The organism is Pseudomonas sp. AE27, assembly GCF_037113495.1.
In the GTDB taxonomy this organism is placed as follows: Bacteria; Pseudomonadota; Gammaproteobacteria; order Pseudomonadales; family Pseudomonadaceae; genus Aquipseudomonas; species Aquipseudomonas palmensis.
Window position 1 is genome coordinate 950,147 of the sequence record NZ_CP146966.1, and the last position, 16,306, is coordinate 966,452.

Sequence of the window (16,306 nt, forward strand, 5' to 3'; positions counted from 1 at the left end):
TGCTGAGTGTGTGCCTGCTTCTTTTAATAGGTACAGCGCCCGTGCATGCCGATCAGGCCGACACATTGGTCATCGGCAACGACCTGGCCGAGATTGCCGCGCAGTTGCAGGCCACTTCGCGGTTGGTGGGGCGTGACGATTCCAGTCACTACCCACCCGAAGTGGCTCGCCTGCCGTCGGTGGGCTATCTGCGCCAGTTGTCGTCCGAAGGCATCCTGAGCCTGCATCCGCGGCGGGTGGTGCTCAGCGATGCGGCGCGTCCGGCCGTGGTGCTGCGCCAGCTGGATACCGTGGGCGTCGAGGTCATCGAAGTGCCCAGGGGCAAGCGCATCGCCGATATCCCACGCAAGATAGAACAGGTGGCCAAGGCCTTCGACCGTGAAACCCTGAGCCAGCCGCTGGTTGCAGAGCAGCAACGTCTGGCCGCCGAGCTGGCTGCACTGGCGCCGCTCAAGGGCCCCAGGGCGCTATTCATCTTCAATCGAGCGGGCATGATCCCGCTGATCATGGGGCGCGGCACCGAAGCCCATGCCGCACTGGAGCAGGCGGGCATCGAGAACTGCGCGCCGTTCAGTGCCTACAAGCAGGTGGCGGCCGAAGCGATGGTGTCGCTTGCACCGGATTTCGTGATCATCAGCCGCGCCGGGTTGCAGGCCCTGGGCGGCGAGGACAACCTGTGGAAGCTCGGCGGCCTGGCGCTGACCCCGGCCGGTCAGCACCGGCGCCTGGTGCAGGTGGACGATCAGGCGCTGCTCAACCTGGGCCCACGCACCGTGGCGGCCATGCTGCAACTGCGCCGTGATGCCGGGGCGCTGTTCCCATGACGCGCTCGCACACCCGCTCATTGCCCACGCTGTTGCTGATGCTGGCCGGCCTGTGCGCCTTGCTGGCGCTGTGCTCGCTGGTGGGCAGCATCGGCCTGTCGCCGCGCATCCTGCTGGGCCATCTGCCCGCGCCGCTGGAATGGCAAGTGTGGAGCGAGGTACGCCTGCCGCGGCTGCTGCTGGCGGTGCTGGTGGGCTCGACCCTGGCAGCAGGCGGCACCGCCATGCAGGGGCTGTTTCGCAACCCGCTGGCCGACCCCACGCTGCTGGGCCAGGCCAGCGGTGCGGGGTTGGCGGTGTCGATCTGGATCGTGCTGTTCAATGGGCGTTTTGCCGGCCTGGAGCTGTATGGGCAGTTTCTGGCCGGGTTTGTCGGGGCGTTGCTGGTAACGCTGGTGATCTTCCGCATCGGGCGCGGCTACAAGGGGCGTGAATCGACCATCACCCTGCTGTTGGCCGGCCTGGTGATCAATACCCTGACCGGCGCGGTGGGCGGCATGCTGACCTTCATGGCCAGCGAAGAACAGTTGCGCCAATTGAGCCTGTGGGGCATGGGCAGCCTGGGCAGTGCCGAGTGGTCGACCCTGAGCGTAGCGCTGGTGGTGTTGCCGTTGACCTTGCTGGTGCTGGTGCGCAGCGCCGCCGACCTGGACCTGTTCCAGTTGGGTGAGGTGTCTGCCCATGCGGCGGGGCTCAATGCCGAGCGCCTGAAAAATCGCATTGTGCTGGCCTCCTCGCTGGGCGTGGGCCTGTGCGTCGCACTCACCGGCATCATCGGCTTCATCGGCCTGCTGGTGCCGCACTGCCTGCGCCTGTACTTCGGGCCGGGCCACCGTCTGCTGATTCCGGCCTCGATGCTGTGCGGGGCGATTCTGCTGCTGCTTGCCGACACCCTGGCGCGCAGCCTGGTCAGCCCTGCCGAGATTCCGGTCGGCCTGGTCACCAGCGTGATCGGCGGGCCGTACTTTCTCTGGTTGTTGCTGGGCCGCAAGGTCCGGGAGTTCTGAATGCTCGATCTTCTCGCTGTCGGCCTGCATCGGCCATTTGCCCTCAGCCCGGTCACCGAGGCCATACAGGGCGGCCAGCTACTGGGGCTGATCGGCCCCAACGGCGCAGGCAAAAGCACATTTTTGTCGCTGATCTCCGGCTATATCACGCCCGACTGCGGCGAAGTGCGGCTGCTCGATCAGCCGTTGAGCGCCTATTCGCCGCGCCAGCTGGCGCGCAACCGCGCCCTGGTCACCCAGCACATGGACAGTGCGTTCGACTGGCAGGTCGGCGAATTCATCCAGCTGGGCCAGGGGCATGCCGGGTTGCCGTGCGCCGGCATCGTCGAGGCCATGGACATCACTCATCTGCTCGACCGCGGTGTGCTGTCGCTGTCGGGCGGCGAGTTGCAGCGGGTGACCATCGCCCGCGCGCTGAACCAGTTGGCCATCAGTCCTGCGGGCCCCACCGAGGGCCAGGCGCCGCGCCTGCTGCTGCTCGACGAGCCCACCAGCGCGCTGGATATCGGCCAGCAGCAGAATCTGATGCGCCTGTTGCGCCGGCTGGCCCGCCTGCCACATATCGCGGTGGTGTGCGTGCTGCATGACCTCAACCTGGCGGCGCGCTACTGCGACCGGCTGTGGCTGATGGAAAAGGGCCGGTTGTGCGCCAGCGGGCCCCCCGCGCAGGTACTGAATGCACATACCATCGAGACGGTGTTCGGGGCTCAGGTCAGTGTAACGGCGGGGCCCGGCCACGCGGTGGGCATCGAGCTGGCGTGCTGAGTGGCTAGTTCCCTCAGCGGGCGCTGACCGTAACCCAGTAGCGTGAGCGCCGGATGATGCTGACCGGCAGCGACTGGGTCAGCGCGTCGAGTACCGCATCGCTGTCGGCCAGCGGGTAGACCCCCGAGATGCGCAAGTCGGCCACTTCACTGGCGCAGCGCAACAGGCCGGGGCGATAGCGCGACAGTTCGGCAATGAAGTGCCCCAGGCGCATGTCGTCGGCCTCCAGTGCACCTACGCCCCATGAAGGCTCGCGGCCCACCCGGGTGCTGTCGTCGATGCGCATGGCAGTAAAGCGTGTGCGCTCACCGGCACTGAGCCGCTGCGGCGTGGTGTGCAGCGGGCTGAGTTTCAGCGCGCCTTCGAACAGTTGCACATCGGTGCGCTCGGGCTGCACCTGCACCACGAACCGGGTGCCCAGCGCGAGGACGCTGCCCTGGGCGGTCTTCACGCTGAAGGGGCGCTGCGCGTCATCATGCCCGGTATTGATCAGCAGCCGCCCACTGCGCAGGTGCACGGTGCGCTGGGTGGGGGTGAAGCCCACCTCCACCGTGCTGTCGGCATCCAGGGTCAGTTGGCTGCCATCGGCCAGGGTGATGTGTCGAGGGGCGCTGGCGCCATTGTGGTAGGCCAGGCCCGCACCGCTGCGCCAGGGCTCGCGGTAGGCCAGGCCGCCGGTGCCGCCGGCCAGGGCAAGCAGCAGCAATGCCTTGACCACCCGCCGACGACTGCCGCCGCCGTGGCTGAGGCTGCGGTAGCCGGCGGTGGGCTCCAGCCCGGCCAGGCGACCGCGCAGGCTTTCTATATGCAGCCAGGCGCGTTCGTTGTCCGGGTCGGCGGCGCGCCAGCGTGCAAAGGCCTGGGCCTGCTCGGGCGGCAGGTCGCCGTCCATCCACAGGGTCAGCCAGTGGGCAGCCTCACGGGTGGTGCGGGGCTTGAAGGCCGGTTGCGGTGTGCTCATGGCAACTGCGCAAAAAAACAGTGCTGGTTGGCGCGCACCAGGTACAGCTTCACCGAGCGTGTGCTGACTTGCAGGCGCTCGGCGATCTCGGCGATTTTCAGACCCTGCAGGTGCGACAGCAGAAACGCTTCGCGGACCTTGGCCGGCAGTTCGTCGAGCAGCCTGTCCAGCAGGGTCAGGGCTTCAAGGGCCAGGGTGCGCACCTCGGGCGAGGGCTCCACGGCTTCGGGCAGGTTGGCCAGGGCTTCGAGATAGGCCTGCTCCACCAGTCGGCGCCGGTGTACGTTCGCCATCAGGCGCCGCGCCACGGTGGACAGGAACGAGCGCGGCTCGCGGATGCTGAACAGGTCCTTGGAGGCCAGGATGCTCAGGAACGTGTCCTGGGCCAGGTCAGCCGCCGACTCCGGGCAACCCATACGGTTGCGCAGCCATTGGCGTAGCCAGCGATGGTGATCGGTGTACAGCGTCTGCAGGTACGCATGGGCGCTGGCAGGGGCGTGTGGGCTGGATTCCATCGAGTGCGATCGGTGCAGGGCTGATGAGGCTGCGGAGTATAACGAGATTATTTCTCAAATGATAATTGTTATTGTTAGTGGGTTGTGGCCGCCAAACCGGCTCCTGCAGGAGCCGGCATGGCCGGCGAAGGCAGCACCGCCGTCTACAGAGCAAAAATCCACGGCACCATCAGCACGCTCACAATCATCACCAGGATCGTGAACGGTACCCCCACCTTCACAAAGTCGGCGAAGCGATACTGCCCCGGCCCCAGCACCAGGGTGTTCACCGGCGACGACACCGGCGTCATGAACGCGGCGGATGCGGCCAGCGCCACGATCATGGCGAACGGGTAGGGCGATGCGCCCAGTTGCTGTGCGGTGGTGATCGCAACCGGCGCCATCAGTACCGCTGTTGCGGTGTTGGAAATGAACAGCCCGATCAGCGCCGTGATCGCAAACAGCGTGGCGAGGATCACGTAGGGCCCGGCACCGCCCAGCACGCCCACCAGGCCGTCCACCGCCAGGGCGATGCCTCCGGTTTTCTGCAACGCCAGGGCAAAGGGCAGCATGCCCACGATCAGTATCAGGCTCTGCCAGTGGATCGCCCGGTAGGCGCTCTCCATGTCGATGCAGCGGCTGGCGCCCATCAGCAGGCAGCCGATCAGCGCGGCGATCACGTTGGGTACCAGGCCGCTGATCATCAGGCCCACCATCACCGCCAGGCTGATCAGCGCATAAGGCGCCTGATTCAGGGCCGGGGCCACGTTGTCCACTTCCGCCGGCAGGCTCAGCACCAGAAAGTCTCGCGGTTGCGTCTGCAGCTGGCGAATCGCCTTCCAGGTGCCGATCACCAGCAGGGTGTCGCCCAGCTTGAGCTTTTCTTCCACCAGTTGCTCGTCGATGGCCGCCTGGTCGCGACGCAGGCCCACCACGTTCAGCCCCCAGCGGCTGCGGAACGTCAGCTCCAGCAGGTTCTTGCCGATCAACTGCGAGCCCGGTGGCAGCGCCACTTCGGCCATGCCCACTTCGCGCGACTGGTCGATGAAGTAGGCGGCCTTGAAGTGCAGAGGCTCCAGGCGCATGGTCTGGCACAGGTTGCGCAGGTCGTCCTTGGGCGAGAACAGGTCAAGCAGCAGCACGTCGCCTTCGTGCACCAGGGTACTGGAGTCGGGGCTGATCACGCGGGTGCTGAACTTGTGCTGGCGCTCGATGCCGACCACGTTGGCACCGTGCTCGGTGCGCAGCTTCAGCTCGCTCAGGCTGTGGCCGATCAGCGGCGAATGGGGCCTGACCCGCAGGCGTCGTTCACGCCCGGCCAGCTTGTAGTCGATGATCAGGTCGAGCAGGGTGCGGCGGGTTTCGGTGCTGCCATCCTTGCGCGTCGCGCTGCCCAGCCAGTTGCGCGTCAGCAGCATGTAGCCCACCCCCAGCACCAGGATCACCAGGCCGAAAGGGGTGAAGCTGAAAAAGCTGAAACCGGTTTCACCGTGGCGTACCAGCTCGCTGTGCACCACCACGTTGGGAGGCGTGGCCACCAGGCTGAGCATGCCGCTGATCAGCCCGGCGAAGGCCAGTGGCATCATCAGGCGGCTGGGCGACACCTTCATGCGTGCGGCGATGCTCAGTACTACCGGGATGAAGATCGCCACCACGCCGGTCGAACTCATCACCGAGCCCAGGCCTGCCACCGACACCATCAGCAGCACGATCAGGCGAGTTTCGCTGTTGCCGGCGCGTTCGGCCATCCACTCGCCGATGCGGTAGGCGATGCCGGTGCGCACCAGCCCTTCGCCGATCACGAACAGCGCGGCAATCAGCACCACGTTGGGGTCGCTGAAGCCGGCCAGGGCTTCCTGCACGCTCAGGATGCCGAGCAGGGGCAGGGCGACGATCACCAGCAGCGCCACCACGTCCATGCGCGGGCGATTGATGACAAACAGCGCGACGGCGCTGAACAGCAGGCCAAGGACCCAGAACAATTCGTGATTCATGCAGGTATCCGAAAAGAAGACGCCGGTGAGTCTGGCAGAAACCGGGCGGCCGTTTGTTGATTTGCTGCAGCGCTTGGGTGGCACAGGGCCAGATGTTAAGGTGCGCGGCATTCTGCTGTTCACCTGTCGCCGATGTCACCCTGGCTAGTGACAAATAAGCCAAAGCTGATAGATTTCAGGCGGTTGAAGCAGTGGCCGGGTTATCGGCCGCAGGAAGGAATGCACCATGATTGCAAAAGAATCACGCCAGGCGGTCGCGCTAGAGCGGTTTGCCCAGGCAAACCCGCAGTTGCTCGAAGAGATAGCCGGGCTCAATGCCCACGAGCAACAGCAGCAGATCCAGTGGGCGTTCGATGACCAGGCGCAGGAGCGTGGCCTTCAATCCTGGGAGTTGACCCTGGAGTTGATTGCCGAGTCGCCCGAACAACTGCGCGAGATGCGTCTTGAAGTGCACCGCGAAGTGGCCGAGGCATTGGGCCTGAGCTGGCAGGAATACTGCGAGTTCAACGAAATTGAAGATGCTGCGCCCTGAGGCGCGGTAGTGTGTTGAAAAGTTTCTGTTCCATAGCCTCCACTGGGCATCGGGATGCCCGCCGGTCAGGCCGCAACGCCTTCAACGGCGGGTTCCGGCGCCCAGGCAAGAGGCTTCGGGGCAGTTGTGCGAAATTCAAATGTGCCGCGGCCTGTTCTCCTTGATTTGAACGGGGTGACTTCTGGTGTTTGAGTCACTAGAATGCTTGCCCTTGATTCTGGAGTCGGTATCGCCGGCTAACGTCTGTGCAACGAGGAATATCCATGCAAGTTTCTGTTGAAAATACTTCCGCTCTCGAGCGCCGCATGAGCGTCACCGTGCCGGCTGAGCGTATCGAGAGCCAGGTCAACAAGCGTCTGCAGCAGACCGCCCAAAAGGCCAAGATCGCTGGCTTCCGTCCAGGCAAAGTTCCAATGAGCGAAATCAAGCGCCGTTTCGGTGCTGACGCTCGCCAGGAAGCAGTAGGCGATGTGATCCAGTCCTCCTTCTACGAAGCCGTGGTCGAGCAGAAGCTGAACCCGGCCGGTTCGCCGTCGATCGAGCCGAAGTCGCTCGAAGCGGGCAAGGACCTGGAATACGTTGCCGTCTTCGAAGTGTTCCCTGAGTTCACCGTTGCCGGTTTCGAGTCGATCAACGTCGAGCGCCTGAGCGCCGAAGTGGCTGACGCCGACCTGGACAACATGCTGGAAGTGCTGCGCAAGCAGAACGTTCGCTTTGAAGCGACCGACCGTGCTGCCCAGAACGAAGACCAGCTGAACATCGATTTCGTCGGCAAGGTCGACGGTGAAGTGTTCGCCGGTGGTTCGGCCCAGGGCACCCAGCTGGTGCTGGGTTCCGGCCGCATGATCCCAGGCTTCGAAGAAGGTCTGGTCGGCGCCAAGGCCGGTGAAGAGCGCGTTCTGAACCTGACCTTCCCCGAGGACTATCAGAACCTGGACCTGGCTGGCAAAGCCGCCGAGTTCACCGTTACCGTCAACAGCGTTTCCGAGCCAAAACTGCCTGAGCTGACCGAAGAGTTCTTCGCCCAGTTCGGCATCAAGGAAACCGGCATCGAAGGCTTCCGCACCGAAGTTCGCAAGAACATGGAGCGTGAACTGCGCCAGGCCATCAAGACCAAGGTCAAGAACCAGGTAATGGATGGCCTGCTGGCTGCCAACCCGATCGAAGTGCCAAAGGCCCTGCTGGAAAACGAAGTGAACCGTCTGCGCGTGCAGGCCGTTCAGCAGTTCGGTGGCAACATCAAGCCTGAGCAACTGCCGGCCGAGCTGTTCGAAGAGCAAGCCAAGCGCCGCGTCGTGCTGGGCCTGATCGTCGCCGAAGTGGTCAAGCAGTTCGACCTCAAGCCAGACGAAGACCGCGTTCGCGAAATGATCCAGGAAATGGCCTCGGCCTACCAGGAGCCTGAGCAAGTCGTGGCCTGGTACTACAAGAACGACCAGCAGCTGAACGAAGTCCGTTCGGTTGTGCTGGAAGAACAAGTTGTGGATACTGTTCTGCAGAAAGCGACTGTGACCGACAAATCGGTCTCTTACGAAGAAGCTGTCAAGCCGGTGCAGGCACCTGCCGCTGACTGATTTCCTTCTCTTGTAGGAAAACACCACAAGCCAGCCTTCGAGCTGGCTTGTGCGTATTCAAGACATGACTATTTGGGAGTGAGTGCAGGACATGTCCCGCAATTCTTATTATCAGCAGAGCTCTGACATCCAGGCCGCAGGCGGCCTGGTCCCGATGGTTATCGAGCAATCCGCTCGTGGCGAACGCGCCTATGACATCTACTCGCGCCTGTTGAAGGAGCGGGTGATCTTTCTGGTCGGCCCGGTAGAGGACTACATGGCCAACCTGATCGCAGCGCAATTGCTGTTCCTTGAAGCGGAAAACCCGGACAAGGACATCCATCTCTACATCAACTCGCCGGGTGGTTCGGTGACAGCAGGCATGTCGATCTACGACACCATGCAGTTCATCAAGCCCGACGTTTCCACCACCTGCATCGGCCAGGCGTGCTCCATGGGCGCGTTCCTGCTGGCTGCCGGTGCCCATGGCAAGCGTTTCTGCCTGCCGAACTCGCGGGTGATGATTCACCAGCCGCTGGGTGGCTTCCAGGGTCAGGCCTCGGATATCGAGATCCACGCCAAGGAAATCCTGCAGATCCGTTCGCGTCTGAACGAGCTGCTGGCCCATCACACCGGGCAGGACCTCGAAACCATCGAGCGTGACACCAACCGCGACAACTTCATGAGCGCCGAGCGTGCTGCCGAATACGGCCTGATCGACTCGGTGCTCCACAAGCGGCCTGTTTGATAGGCAGCCAAGCGGGTGGGCGGGCCCTCCCGCCACCTGTGGACTTGAAAAAGCCCGCAATTGCCTTCATCTTGTGTTGCAAGCCTACCGGATTGGATCGATCGAATGACTGACACCCGTAACGGCGAGGACAACGGCAAATTGCTCTATTGCTCCTTCTGCGGCAAAAGCCAGCATGAAGTACGCAAGTTGATTGCCGGCCCCTCGGTCTTTATCTGCGACGAGTGCGTCGACCTGTGCAACGACATCATCCGTGAGGAGGTGCAGGAAGCCCAGGCCGAGAGCAGCGCGCATAAATTGCCTTCGCCGAAAGAAATCAGCGGCATCCTGGACCAGTACGTCATTGGTCAGGAGCGCGCGAAAAAAGTCTTGGCCGTAGCGGTGTACAACCACTACAAGCGCCTGAACCAACGTGACAAGAAGAACGACGATGTCGAGCTCGGCAAGAGCAACATCCTGCTGATCGGACCGACGGGCTCGGGTAAGACCCTGCTCGCCGAAACCCTCGCGCGTCTGTTGAATGTGCCGTTCACCATTGCCGATGCCACCACGCTGACCGAAGCGGGTTATGTCGGTGAAGATGTCGAGAACATCATTCAGAAACTGCTGCAGAAGTGCGACTACGACGTGGAAAAGGCCCAGATGGGCATTGTCTACATCGACGAAATCGACAAGATCTCGCGCAAGTCGGACAACCCGTCCATCACCCGTGACGTTTCGGGCGAAGGCGTGCAGCAGGCATTGCTCAAGCTGATCGAGGGCACGGTTGCCTCGGTACCACCGCAAGGTGGCCGCAAGCACCCGCAGCAGGAGTTCCTGCAGGTCGATACGCGCAACATCCTGTTCATTTGCGGCGGTGCGTTCTCGGGCCTCGAAAAGGTCATCCAGAACCGTTCCACCCGCGGTGGCATCGGCTTTGGTGCGGAAGTTCGCAGCAAGGAAGAAGGCAAGAAGGTTGGCGAGTCGCTGCGTGAAGTCGAGCCGGACGATCTGGTCAAGTTTGGCCTGATTCCCGAGTTCGTCGGTCGCCTGCCGGTACTGGCAACCCTCGACGAGCTCGACGAGGCTGCACTGATGCAGATCCTCACCGAGCCGAAGAACGCCTTGACCAAGCAATACGGCAAGCTGTTCGAGATGGAAGGCGTCGACCTGGAGTTCCGCAGCGATGCGCTCAAGTCGGTGGCCCGCAAGGCACTGGAGCGCAAGACCGGTGCCCGTGGCCTGCGTTCGATTCTCGAAGGCATCCTGCTCGACACCATGTACGAGATTCCTTCGCAGAAGGATGTCAGCAAGGTGGTGATCGACGAGAGCGTCATCGATGGCTCGTCCAAGCCGCTGTTGATCTACGAGAACAGCGAGCCGCAAGCTAAGGCTGCACCCGACGCCTGAGTCGGGTGACGGCAGCAAACCAGCAAGGGGCCTACGGGCCCCTTTGCTTTTCCTGTCGCAGAGCTTGTTTTTTTGCGGGCCTGCCCCCACATTAACTCCATGCTCAAATTTCCATCGGATTACGGCCATAAGGCCGCTGTAGAGGCGAAATCATGAAGACAACCCTCGACTTGCCTCTTTTGCCATTGCGCGATGTCGTCGTTTACCCGCACATGGTCATCCCGCTGTTCGTGGGGCGTGAAAAGTCCATCGAGGCCCTCGAGGCCGCGATGACGGGCGAGAAGCAGATCCTCCTGCTGGCCCAGAAGAATCCAGCTGATGACGATCCAGGTGAAGATGCCCTGTACCGTGTCGGCACCATCGCAACCGTACTGCAACTGCTCAAACTGCCCGATGGCACCGTCAAGGTGCTGGTCGAGGGCGAGCAGCGCGGTGCGGTTGAGCGCTTTGTCGAAGTCGACGGGCATATTCGCGCCGATGTGGCGCTGATCGACGAAGTCGAGGCCGCCGATCGCGAGTCCGAAGTCTTCGTGCGCAGCCTGCTGTCGCAATTCGAACAGTATGTGCAGCTGGGCAAGAAGGTCCCCGCTGAAGTCCTCTCGTCGCTCAACAGCATCGACGAGCCGGGCCGCCTGGTCGACACCATGGCCGCCCACATGGCCCTGAAGATCGAGCAGAAGCAGGAAATTCTCGAAATCATCGACCTGGGCGCCCGGGTCGAGCACGTCCTGGCCTTGCTGGATGCCGAAATCGACCTGTTGCAGGTCGAGAAGCGCATCCGTGGCCGGGTCAAGAAGCAGATGGAGCGCAGCCAGCGCGAGTACTACCTGAATGAGCAGATGAAGGCCATTCAGAAAGAGCTCGGCGACAGCGACGAAGGCCACAACGAAGTCGAAGAGCTGAAAAAGCGCCTCGACGCTGCCGGCCTGCCCAAGGATGCCTACGCCAAGGCCCAGGCCGAGCTGAACAAGCTCAAGCAGATGTCGCCGATGTCGGCTGAAGCCACCGTGGTGCGCTCGTACCTCGACTGGCTGGTGCAGGTGCCGTGGAAGGCGCAGAGCAAGGTGCGCCTTGACCTGGCCAAGGCCGAAGAGATCCTGGATGCCGACCACTATGGCCTGGACGAGGTCAAGGAACGCATCCTCGAATACCTCGCCGTGCAAAAGCGCGTGAAGAAGATCCGCGGCCCGGTACTGTGCCTGGTCGGCCCGCCGGGTGTGGGCAAGACCTCCCTGGCCGAATCCATTGCCAGCGCCACCAATCGCAAGTTCGTGCGCATGGCCCTGGGTGGCGTGCGTGACGAGGCAGAAATCCGCGGTCACCGCCGTACCTACATCGGTTCGATGCCAGGTCGCCTGATCCAGAAGATGACCAAGGTGGGTGTGCGCAACCCGCTGTTCCTGCTCGATGAAATCGACAAGATGGGCAGCGACATGCGTGGCGACCCGGCCTCGGCACTGCTCGAAGTGCTCGACCCCGAGCAGAACCACAACTTCAACGATCACTATCTGGAGGTCGATTACGACCTGTCGGACGTGATGTTCCTGTGCACCTCCAACTCGATGAATATCCCGCCGGCGCTGCTCGACCGGATGGAAGTGATTCGTCTGCCGGGGTACACCGAAGACGAGAAGATCAACATTGCGGTCAAGTACCTCTCGCCCAAGCAGATCAAGGCCAACGGCCTGAAGAAGGGCGAGCTGGAGATCGACACTGCCGCCATCCGCGACATCATCCGCTACTACACCCGCGAAGCCGGTGTGCGGGGCCTGGAGCGCCAGATCGCCAAGATCTGCCGCAAGGTCGTCAAGGAACATGCCGGGCTCAAGCAGGTGGCCGTCAAGGTCGATGGTGACAACCTCGAGCATTACCTGGGCGTTCGCAAGTTCCGCTACGGCCTGGCCGAGCAGCAGGACCAGGTAGGGCAGGTAACCGGCCTGGCGTGGACCCAGGTGGGCGGCGAGCTGCTGACCATCGAGGCCGCGGTGATTCCGGGCAAGGGTCAACTGATCAAGACCGGTTCGCTGGGCGATGTGATGGTCGAGTCGATCACTGCCGCGCAGACCGTGGTGCGCAGCCGTGCACGCAGCCTGGGGATCCCGGCCGACTTCCACGAGAAGCGCGACACCCACATTCACATGCCGGAAGGGGCTACCCCCAAGGACGGCCCGAGCGCTGGCATCGGCATGTGCACTGCACTGGTGTCGGCCCTGACCGGGATTCCGGTGCGCGCCGATGTGGCCATGACCGGGGAAATCACCCTGCGTGGCCAGGTGCTGGCCATTGGCGGTTTGAAGGAAAAACTGCTGGCAGCACACCGCGGCGGGATCAAGACCGTGATCATTCCAGAAGAGAATGTGCGCGACCTGAAGGAAATTCCTGACAATATTAAACAGGATCTTCAGATTAAACCTGTCAAATGGATTGACGAAGTCCTCCAAATTGCGCTGCAATACGCCCCGGAGCCCTTGCCAGATGTGGCTCCCGAGATTGTCGCCAAGGATGAAAAGCGCGACAGCGATTCCAAGGAACGAATCAGTACCCATTAGTACGTATTTGGCTGGGGGGCCTCCACGACGTTAATTCGGGCCCTTGTTATAAAGCGGCGCCCACTTGTCGGTGGGCCACCCGGCAATCGTTTTGCTTTTCATTACATACTTAGAAACAAACTCAAATAGAGATAAGGGGACTTAGAGTGAACAAGTCGGAACTGATTGACGCTATTGCCGCATCTGCTGATATCCCGAAAGCTGCTGCCGGCCGTGCGCTGGACGCAGTCATCGAATCCGTCACCGGCGCCCTGAAAGCCGGTGATTCCGTGGTGCTGGTCGGTTTCGGTACCTTCTCGGTAACCGATCGTCCTGCCCGTACCGGTCGCAACCCGCAAACCGGCAAGACTCTGGAAATTCCTGCTGCCAAGAAGCCAGGCTTCAAGGCCGGCAAAGCACTGAAAGAAGCCGTCAACTAAGGCGTCTCTTTCAGGCTTCGCCTAACCGGGTCGGGTTTCGCCTGGCCTGGTAGCGCAGCACGGGGAATCGCAAAAACAGATTCCCGTGTGCTTCGCCAGTTACGAGAAGGCGCATCCTCGGATGCGCCTTTCTTCTATCAGGACTCTACCCACGCTCCGCGGTTGTTTATTTAGTACGGCCGTTTCTGGGGGACGCATGCTTCAAAATATCAGGGACAATTCACAAGGTTGGATTGCCAAGACCATCATCGGTGTCATCGTGGCCTTGATGGCGCTGACCGGCTTCGATGCCATCTTCCAGGCCACCACCCATAGCCAGGACGCTGCCAAGGTCAATGGCGACACCATCAGCCAGAATGAGCTGAGCCAGGCTGTCGACATGCAACGTCGGCAACTGATGCAACAGCTGGGCAAGGATTTCGACGCCTCCCTGCTGGATGAAAAAATGCTGCGTGAAGCAGCACTCAAGGGCCTCATCGAGCGCAAGCTGCTGCTCCAGGGCGCCAAGGATGCCAAGTTCAGCTTCTCCGAAGCCGCGCTTGACCAGGTCATCCTGCAAACGCCGGAGTTCCAGGTTGACGGCAAGTTCAGCCCCGAGCGTTTCGACCAGGTGATTCGTCAGCTGGGCTACGGTCGCCTGCAGTTCCGCGACATGCTGGCGCAGGAAATGCTGATCGGCCAACTGCGTGCGGGCCTGGCCGGCAGCGGTTTCGTTACCGATTCGCAGGTCGAGGCATTTGCCCGCCTGGAGAAGCAGACCCGTGATTTCGCTTCGCTGACCTTCAAGGCCGACTCGGCCGCGGTCAAGGTCACCGACGAAGAGATCAAGGCGCACTACGACGAGCACGCCAAGGAGTTCATGAGCCCCGATCAGGTGGTCATCGACTACATCGAGCTGAAGAAGGCCGCGTTCTTCGACCAGGTCAAGGTCGACGACGAGGCGCTCCAGGCGCTGTACCAGAAGGAAATCGCCAACCTGGCCGAGCAGCGCCATGCCGCGCACATCCTCATCGAAGTCAACGACAAGCTTGACGATGCCCAGGCCAAGGCCCGCATCGAAGAGATCAAGCAGCGTCTGGACAAAGGCGAAGACTTTGCCAAGCTGGCCAAGGAGTTCTCCCAGGACCCGGGCTCTGCCGCCACGGGTGGTGACCTGGGCTATGCCGGCCAGGGCGTCTACGACCCGGCCTTCGAAGAGGCGCTGTATGCGCTGAACAAGGGCCAGGTATCGGCGCCGGTGCGTACCGACTTCGGTTGGCACCTGATCAAGCTGCTGGATGTGCAGGCACCTGAAGTGCCGACCTTCGCCAGCCTGAAAGACAAGCTGACCCGCGAGCTCAAGACCCAGCAGGTCGAACAGCGCTTCGTCGAAGTGACCAAGCAGCTTGAGGACTCGGCGTTCGAAGCCTCCGACCTGGCCCAGCCGGCCCAGGAGCTTGGCCTGAAGCTGAACACCTCGGCGCCGTTCGGCCGTGAAGGTGGCGATGGCATCACGGCCAACCGTGCAGTGATCCAGGCGGCGTTCAGCCCGGAAGTGCTGGAAGAGGGTGCCAACAGCACCGCCATCGAGCTGGACCCGGAGACGGTCGTGGTCATCCGTGTCAAGGAGCACCGCAAGCCTGAGCAACTGCCGCTGGAAGTGGTGAGCGACAGCATTCGCAAGCACCTGGCCAGGGAGCACGCCAGTGCGGCGGCCAAGGCCAAGGGCGAGGCGCTGATCGCCGGCCTGCGCGACGGCAAGGTCGAACTGGCAGCCAGCCAGGAAGGGCAGAGCTGGAAGGTCCAGGAGGCGGTCACACGCAACCAGGAGGCCATCGACCCGGCCGAGCTGCAGGCGGTGTTCCGCATGAGCAAGCCGCAAGCCAAGGACAAGCCGACCTTCGGTAGCGTCACCTTGAACGACGGCAGCTTTGTGGTCCTGCGCCTGAACGGCGTCAACGAAGGTGCTGCGGCAAGTGACGAAGAGAAGGCGGCCTACCGTCGCTTCCTGGCGTCGCGTGCTGGCCAGCAGGACTTCGCTGCGTACCGCAAGCAGTTGGAAGAGAAGGCGGACATCACCCGTTACTGAGTGATGCTGCTGTAGACGGAAAGGGCCGCTGATGCGGCCCTTTCTGTTTTTGTGTTGGTTGTACGGGGGCGTTCGCCGGCAAGGCCGGCTCCTACAGGGATCGCAACCTCTTCAGGAGCCGGCCTTGCCGGCGAATGGCCAGATCCCGGACAAAAGAAAAGGCCGCATCAGCGGCCTTTTCCCATCCTGCCAACCTTACTCGGTAAGGTCGCCCATGGCGGTAGTGTTGAAGCCACCGTCCACGTACATGATTTCACCGCTCACGCCCGACGCCAGGTCCGAGCAGAGGAACGCGCCGGCGTTGCCGACTTCGTCGATGGTGACGTTGCGACGCAGCGGGGTCTGCGCTTCGTTGGCGTCCAGCATCTTGCGGAAGTTCTTGATACCCGAGGCTGCCAGGGTACGGATCGGGCCGGCCGAAACAGCGTTCACACGAGTGCCTTCCGGGCCCAGGCTGCGCGCCAGGTAGCGCACGCCGGCTTCCAGGCTGGCCTTGGCCATGCCCATCACGTTGTAGTTGGGCATGGTGCGCTCGGCGCCCAGGTACGACAGGGTCAGCAGGCTGCCATTGCGGCCCTTCATCATGTCGCGACCGGCCTTGGCCAGGGCCACGAAGCTGTAGGCGCTGATGTCGTGGGCAATGCGGAAGCCATCACGGGTGGTGGCCTGGGTGAAGTCGCCGTCGAGCTGGTCGCCCGGCGCGAAGCCTACGGAGTGCACGATGCAGTCCAGGCCGTCCCACTTCTTGCTCAGTTCTTCGAAGACCTTGGCGATTTCTTCATCGCTGGCAACGTCACAGGGGAAGCACAGCTCAGGGCTGGAGCCCCAGCCAGCGGCGAACTCTTCGACGCGGCCCTTGAGCTTTTCGTTCTGGTAGGTGAAGGCAAGTTCTGCACCCTCGCGATGCATGGCGGCAGCGATGCCGGATGCGATGGACAGTTTGCTTGCGACACCGACGATCAGTACGCGCTTACCGGCGAGAAAACCCATGTGTTGTTCCTCT

Annotated in this window: 14 protein-coding genes; 10 read left to right on the forward strand and 4 right to left on the reverse strand. The window is 62.5% G+C overall.

Annotated elements, in window-relative coordinates; translation table 11 throughout:
• Nucleotides 1-41: 41 nt before the first annotated feature.
• The 3 genes from V9K84_RS04555 to V9K84_RS04565 are packed head-to-tail and all read left to right on the forward strand — an operon-like array spanning nucleotide 42 to nucleotide 2,596.
• Nucleotides 42-824 (forward strand): ABC transporter substrate-binding protein, encoded by a 783-nt coding sequence (locus V9K84_RS04555; RefSeq protein ID WP_168186855.1) that lies wholly within the window; start codon nucleotides 42-44, stop codon nucleotides 822-824.
• Complete coding sequence (locus tag V9K84_RS04560; protein WP_054915286.1) at nucleotides 821-1,831, forward strand: iron ABC transporter permease; 1,011 nt, start codon at nucleotides 821-823, stop codon at nucleotides 1,829-1,831. The genes V9K84_RS04555 and V9K84_RS04560 overlap by 4 nt, the downstream gene beginning before the upstream one ends.
• Nucleotides 1,832-2,596, forward strand: coding sequence for an ATP-binding cassette domain-containing protein (locus V9K84_RS04565; RefSeq protein WP_088515230.1), 765 nt, complete (start codon nucleotides 1,832-1,834; stop codon nucleotides 2,594-2,596).
• A gap of 13 nt (nucleotides 2,597-2,609) precedes the next feature.
• Here the strand turns inward: V9K84_RS04565 and V9K84_RS04570 are convergent, their stop codons facing one another.
• The 3 genes from V9K84_RS04570 to V9K84_RS04580 form a co-directional block, all read right to left on the reverse strand.
• A complete protein-coding gene (locus tag V9K84_RS04570; protein ID WP_088515229.1) occupies nucleotides 2,610-3,557 on the reverse strand; it encodes a FecR domain-containing protein in 948 nt (315 codons plus the stop codon).
• Complete coding sequence (locus V9K84_RS04575; RefSeq protein WP_043864497.1) at nucleotides 3,554-4,072, reverse strand: sigma-70 family RNA polymerase sigma factor; 519 nt, start codon at nucleotides 4,070-4,072, stop codon at nucleotides 3,554-3,556. Before V9K84_RS04575 ends, V9K84_RS04570 begins: the two co-directional genes overlap by 4 nt.
• A gap of 143 nt (nucleotides 4,073-4,215) precedes the next feature.
• A complete protein-coding gene (locus tag V9K84_RS04580) occupies nucleotides 4,216-6,045 on the reverse strand; it encodes an SLC13 family permease (protein ID WP_088515228.1) in 1,830 nt (609 codons plus the stop codon).
• 226 nt (nucleotides 6,046-6,271) lie between these two features.
• On the opposite strand from V9K84_RS04580, the gene V9K84_RS04585 reads away from it, so the two are divergent.
• From V9K84_RS04585 to V9K84_RS04615, 7 genes are all read left to right on the forward strand, one after another.
• A complete protein-coding gene (locus V9K84_RS04585) occupies nucleotides 6,272-6,577 on the forward strand; it encodes a DUF6388 family protein (RefSeq protein ID WP_043864495.1) in 306 nt (101 codons plus the stop codon).
• A 263-nt stretch (nucleotides 6,578-6,840) separates the two neighbouring features.
• Nucleotides 6,841-8,151 (forward strand): trigger factor, encoded by a 1,311-nt coding sequence (tig, locus tag V9K84_RS04590; RefSeq protein ID WP_043864494.1) that lies wholly within the window; start codon nucleotides 6,841-6,843, stop codon nucleotides 8,149-8,151.
• 91 nt (nucleotides 8,152-8,242) lie between these two features.
• Entirely contained in the window at nucleotides 8,243-8,878 is a 636-nt protein-coding gene (gene clpP / locus V9K84_RS04595; protein WP_043864493.1) for an ATP-dependent Clp endopeptidase proteolytic subunit ClpP, read from the forward strand.
• A 105-nt stretch (nucleotides 8,879-8,983) separates the two neighbouring features.
• Entirely contained in the window at nucleotides 8,984-10,267 is a 1,284-nt protein-coding gene (clpX, locus tag V9K84_RS04600; protein ID WP_043864492.1) for an ATP-dependent Clp protease ATP-binding subunit ClpX, read from the forward strand.
• 152 nt (nucleotides 10,268-10,419) lie between these two features.
• The gene (gene lon, locus V9K84_RS04605; RefSeq protein WP_043864491.1) at nucleotides 10,420-12,816 is read left to right on the forward strand and encodes an endopeptidase La; all 2,397 of its coding nucleotides are present in this window, start codon (nucleotides 10,420-10,422) and stop codon (nucleotides 12,814-12,816) included.
• Between the two features lie 146 nt (nucleotides 12,817-12,962).
• The gene (locus V9K84_RS04610) at nucleotides 12,963-13,235 is read left to right on the forward strand and encodes an HU family DNA-binding protein (RefSeq protein ID WP_003183171.1); all 273 of its coding nucleotides are present in this window, start codon (nucleotides 12,963-12,965) and stop codon (nucleotides 13,233-13,235) included.
• Nucleotides 13,236-13,431: 196 nt separating this feature from the next.
• Nucleotides 13,432-15,303, forward strand: a complete 1,872-nt coding sequence (locus tag V9K84_RS04615; protein ID WP_088515227.1) for a SurA N-terminal domain-containing protein — start codon at nucleotides 13,432-13,434, stop codon at nucleotides 15,301-15,303.
• A 195-nt stretch (nucleotides 15,304-15,498) separates the two neighbouring features.
• Here the strand turns inward: V9K84_RS04615 and fabI are convergent, their stop codons facing one another.
• On the reverse strand, nucleotides 15,499-16,293 hold the full coding sequence (fabI, locus tag V9K84_RS04620; protein WP_043864489.1) for an enoyl-ACP reductase FabI: 795 nt from the start codon (nucleotides 16,291-16,293) through the stop codon (nucleotides 15,499-15,501).
• Between the last annotated feature and the right edge of the window lie 13 nt (nucleotides 16,294-16,306).

Excerpts from the sequence above, each read along its gene's own strand:
- V9K84_RS04585 (WP_043864495.1), top strand. The coding sequence starts at position 6,272 with ATGATTGCAAAAGAATCACGCCAGGCGGTCGCGCTAGAGCGGTTTGCC.
- V9K84_RS04615 (WP_088515227.1), top strand. The coding sequence starts at position 13,432 with ATGCTTCAAAATATCAGGGACAATTCACAAGGTTGGATTGCCAAGACC.
- V9K84_RS04580 (WP_088515228.1), bottom strand. The coding sequence starts at position 6,045 with ATGAATCACGAATTGTTCTGGGTCCTTGGCCTGCTGTTCAGCGCCGTC.
- lon (WP_043864491.1), top strand. The coding sequence starts at position 10,420 with ATGAAGACAACCCTCGACTTGCCTCTTTTGCCATTGCGCGATGTCGTC.
- V9K84_RS04575 (WP_043864497.1), bottom strand. The coding sequence starts at position 4,072 with ATGGAATCCAGCCCACACGCCCCTGCCAGCGCCCATGCGTACCTGCAG.
- tig (WP_043864494.1), top strand. The coding sequence starts at position 6,841 with ATGCAAGTTTCTGTTGAAAATACTTCCGCTCTCGAGCGCCGCATGAGC.
- V9K84_RS04565 (WP_088515230.1), top strand. The coding sequence starts at position 1,832 with ATGCTCGATCTTCTCGCTGTCGGCCTGCATCGGCCATTTGCCCTCAGC.
- V9K84_RS04560 (WP_054915286.1), top strand. The coding sequence starts at position 821 with ATGACGCGCTCGCACACCCGCTCATTGCCCACGCTGTTGCTGATGCTG.
- clpP (WP_043864493.1), top strand. The coding sequence starts at position 8,243 with ATGTCCCGCAATTCTTATTATCAGCAGAGCTCTGACATCCAGGCCGCA.
- clpX (WP_043864492.1), top strand. The coding sequence starts at position 8,984 with ATGACTGACACCCGTAACGGCGAGGACAACGGCAAATTGCTCTATTGC.
- fabI (WP_043864489.1), bottom strand. The coding sequence starts at position 16,293 with ATGGGTTTTCTCGCCGGTAAGCGCGTACTGATCGTCGGTGTCGCAAGC.
- V9K84_RS04570 (WP_088515229.1), bottom strand. The coding sequence starts at position 3,557 with ATGAGCACACCGCAACCGGCCTTCAAGCCCCGCACCACCCGTGAGGCT.